Raw genomic sequence first — 3,971 nt, 5'->3', positions numbered from 1 at the left:
TCCAGCGCGCGAGCCTGGGCGCACATCGTCGACCCCCTGACGTACATCACGATCGCGAGCACGGGCGCGTTCCTGCTCGCGTTCGTCGTGATCGCACTCGTGCGACGCCGTTTCGCTCTCGCGGCGGCGGCCGTCTGCGTCGTCTCTGTGGCGAACGTGACGACGCAGCTGTTCAAGGCCTATTGGCCCACGCAACCGCACTGGTGGTCGAACTCGTTGCCAAGTGGGCACTCGACGGTGGCGATGAGCATCGCCACGGCTGCCCTCATCGTCGCGCCCGTGGGCGCCAGGCGATGGCTGCTGCCGTTCGCCGGCTTCGGGGTGACGTTCGTCGGCGCGGGCACGCTCGTCGGACACTGGCACCGGCCCGCCGACGTCATCGCGGCCTTTCTGCTGACCACGTTCCTCGCCGCGATCGCGCTGGGCGTCGTGCAGCGCGTCCAGCACGGCCGTCATCCGCGCGACACGTCGTACGCGGTGCGACCCGTGCTCAGCCTGGCGGGCAGCATCGGCGTCGGCCTCATCTTCGTCGCGCTCGGGGTGCGTCCGCTCGATCACGACGTCTCGCTCGTCCTGGCGTTCGTCTCCCTGGTGAGCATCGCCGTGACGGCGGCGCTCACGCTGGCGTGGATCAGCGCCGCCGCCGACGACGCCGTCGGCTGAGGTCTCGAGCAGACCATGGTGGCCCGTGTGCCGCGCGACGCGGTGCGGTCGTGGGGTCGGCGCTTCGTGCCGGCCGCGTTCATGATGCTGCTCGCAGCCGTCGTGGTCGGAATCGTGGCGATGGCGCGTGATCTCCCGGGCGGGGTCAGCAGGGCCCGGGACGGCATGCACGCGTTGAGTGGTACGGGCCGCACGTTCGAGACGATCGCGGCCTGCGTCGGGTGGGTACCGCGCGGGGCGCTCGTGGTCGCTGTCGTGGCGGTCGTGGCGCTCCCGGTTTCGCTGCTGCGCCGCGGCGGCGCATGGGCCGTGACGCCCCCGCGCGCCGCCTCCGCTCTGCTCGTCATCGCCGGCGCCAATCTGAGCACGCAGGCGGCCAAGTTGCTGCTCGCCCGGGTGCTCACGCCTGAGGTCGCGACGCTGCCCAGTGGGCACGCCACGCTCGCGCTGACGAGCGCTGCCGCCGTCGTCCTCCTCGCGCCCCCGCGATGGCGGCGTGCGGCGCTCGTCGGCGCCGGAGCCTGGGGAACGCTGGGGTGTCTCGGCGTCATTGCGGCGTACTGGCACGCGCTGGGCGACGTCGTCGCCGCGATCGCAGTCGTCGCGGCCTGGCTGGGCGTTGCGCATCTGCTGCTGACGCCTCGAGGCGGTGGGGGTGGGCCGCACCCGTTCTTGGGGGACCTGGCGATCCCTGACGAAAGTATCGATGCTGAGGCAGCCGCCTGCGTCGGCCCCCGGACGCGCGGGGAGCGCCGCACCCCAGCGCACCCCGATGGCGCCACCGTAAGCCGGCCGGCCTCGGGTGGCACGTTGGGTGCCTGGCCCCGCCCGGCGCCCCACGACGTGCTCGCGGCGGCTGCGGGCGCCGCGTGGGTCGTCGTCACGTTCCTCGGGTGGGGCACGGACGTCAACGCTTTCGGTGCGTGGTGGGTGGGCGCGGCTGTGCTCGAACTCGTCGCCGTCCCGCTGGGCGTCACGATGATCGTCGCCTCCGCCGCGCGTGCCGTCCGGGAGGTCGCGCGGACCACGCACTAGGCTGGCCGGGTGTTGAGAACTGCTGCTGCCGTGCTCGCGGGCAAGTCCGCGCGAATCGCGACGAGGCTGCGTGGGGGCGGAAGCGCCCTGCCCGGTCTCGTCGTCGAGAAGATCGATCCGCGTTTCCTCTCCCAGGCGCTCGCGGACCTGCCGCAGGGCATCGTCGTCGTCACCGGCACGAACGGCAAGACGACGACGACGAAGATGCTCGTCGCGCTGCTGCGCGCGCACGGTCTGCGCGTGTTCACGAACCCGACGGGCTCGAACTTCACGCGTGGCGTCATCTCGTCGGTGCTCGGAGAGATCTCCCTCAAGGGTGGTCTCGACGCCGACATCGCGGTGCTCGAGCTGGACGAGGCGCACTCGCTGCACTTCGCGAAGGTCGTCAAGCCCACGCATGCGCTGCTGCTCAACGTCGCACGCGACCAGCTCGACCGATTCGCCGAGATCGACTACACGGCGAAACTGCTCGCACAGCTGGCGGAACAGACCACGCAGGGCGTCGTCCTCAACCGCGACGACTCGTTCGTCGCGCGCATCGCGGGGCGCCTGGCCGATGGCGTCGAGGTGTCGTACTTCGGTGTCGACGAGACGATCGCCGACCGCCTCGGCGAGCTCATGGAGCAGGACGTGCGCAGCGACGACGACTTCGTCGCGCCGCTCGTCGGCCCGGGTGACGGTCTGCTCAAGCCGCTCGACGAACGTCGCTTCCTCGTGACGTTCGCCGACCGTGCCGATGGCAGCGGCAACGTCGGGCCCATGCAGATGCGTCAGCACGGTCTGGCCGCGATGATCAACGCGACCGCGGCGACGTCGATGGCGCGCCGCCTGCTCGGCGACGCGTTCAGCGGTGAGACGGCGGTGACGGCACTCGAAGCCGTGCAGCCGCCGTTCGGGCGCGGAGAGGTGATCGACGCCGACGGCACCGAACTCGAGCTCGTGCTCGTCAAGAACCCGGCCGGATTCACCGTCGCGCTGTCGACGTACGGGGGCCGGCCGGTCGCGAGCATGGTCGCAATCAACGACAACTACGCCGACGGACGCGACGTCTCATGGCTCTACGACGTCAACTTCGCGTCGCTGCGCGAGCGCGGCGTCGAACTGACGAGTGGGGTGCGCGCCTATGACATGGCCTTGCGGCTCGCCTATGACGGCGTCGCGGTGCGCGCGGTCGAACCCGACCTGCACGCCGCTCTTGATCGGTTCCTCGCCGAGCACGCCGACGAACCGAAGCGCATCTTCTGCACGTACACCGCCATGATGACGCTGCGTCGCACGCTCGCCGAGCGCTACGACCTGCCCGACTTCGGAGAGGACGCCGCCGAATGAGCGAGCAGACGAACCCCCAGCCGACGGCTGCCCCTCGGATCGACGACGACCCCGCGGCGATGGGCGGGGTGCCCACGGATGCTGGGCGAGTCGACTCGTCGACATCGGGTGAGGTGCAGGCGCGGGTCAACGAGGACCCGGCGGCGATGGATGTCGTCCCGACGACACTGGGCGATCCGAGTGGCCCGAGCAAGGGCCGCGTCACGCTCGTGCACCTGTACCCGCGGGAGATGTCGATCTACGGCGACCTCGGCAACACGCGCTGCCTCGAGGCACGCCTGCGCTGGCACGGTTACGAACCGAACGTCGTGAGCCACAACCCCGGCGACGAACTGCCCGACGACATCCACCTCGTCGTCGGCGGTGGCGGCCAGGATTCGGGGCAGGCTCGCGTCGAGGCCGACCTCGAACGCATCGGCCCGCGCCTCGTCGGCATGGCTGAGGTCGGCGTCCCGATGCTCATGATCTGCGGCATGTACCAGTTGTTCGGCAAGGCGTTCCGCACCGTCGAGGGCGAAACGCTGCCCGGTCTCGGCATCCTCGACGTCACGACGCAGGGCAACGCGAAGCGCATGATCGGGCCCGTCGTGCTGTCGACCGAGTTCGGCGACGTCGTCGGGTACGAGAATCACTCGGGTTCGACGGTTCTCGGCGACGGCCAGCGTGCGTTCGGTGACGTGCGTTCCGGTTTTGGCAACAACGGCGAGGACGGCAAGGAGGGCGCGCGCACGCGCAACGTCATCGGGTCGTATCTGCACGGCCCGATCCTGCCGTCGAACCCGAAGCTCGCGGACTTCCTCATCGCCGTCGCCGCCGAGCGCGCCACGGGCCGTCCGTTCGAGCCGGGCGAGATCGACGACCACCTCGCCGACGAAGCCCGCGCCCGCCAGGTCGCACGTCTGACGAAGAAGAACTGACCCCGCCACGTCGGGTGTACCTCAGCC

General features: G+C 70.5%; 4 protein-coding genes. All 4 read left to right on the top strand.

The annotated features are described in order from the left end of the window. Positions 1–663: phosphatase PAP2 family protein (locus B2284_RS10995; RefSeq protein ID WP_286697517.1), on the top strand; the 663-nt coding region annotated here is incomplete at its 5' end. A 15-nt stretch (positions 664–678) separates the two neighbouring features. Then, positions 679–1,698 (top strand): phosphatase PAP2 family protein, encoded by a 1,020-nt coding sequence (locus B2284_RS10990; protein WP_074046146.1) that lies wholly within the window; start codon positions 679–681, stop codon positions 1,696–1,698. Between the two features lie 9 nt (positions 1,699–1,707). Next, entirely contained in the window at positions 1,708–3,027 is a 1,320-nt protein-coding gene (locus tag B2284_RS10985; RefSeq protein ID WP_074040302.1) for a Mur ligase family protein, read from the top strand. Beyond that, the gene (locus B2284_RS10980) at positions 3,024–3,944 is read left to right on the top strand and encodes a type 1 glutamine amidotransferase (protein WP_083603870.1); all 921 of its coding nucleotides are present in this window, start codon (positions 3,024–3,026) and stop codon (positions 3,942–3,944) included. Before B2284_RS10985 ends, B2284_RS10980 begins: the two co-directional genes overlap by 4 nt. The last annotated feature ends 27 nt before the right edge of the window (positions 3,945–3,971 follow it).

Source organism: Dermacoccus sp. UBA1591 (assembly GCF_002322065.1).
In the GTDB taxonomy this organism is placed as follows: domain Bacteria; phylum Actinomycetota; class Actinomycetes; order Actinomycetales; family Dermatophilaceae; genus Dermacoccus; species Dermacoccus nishinomiyaensis.
Note: the sequence above shows the minus strand (reverse complement) of the source record. Positions and strands in the feature narration are given on the sequence as shown.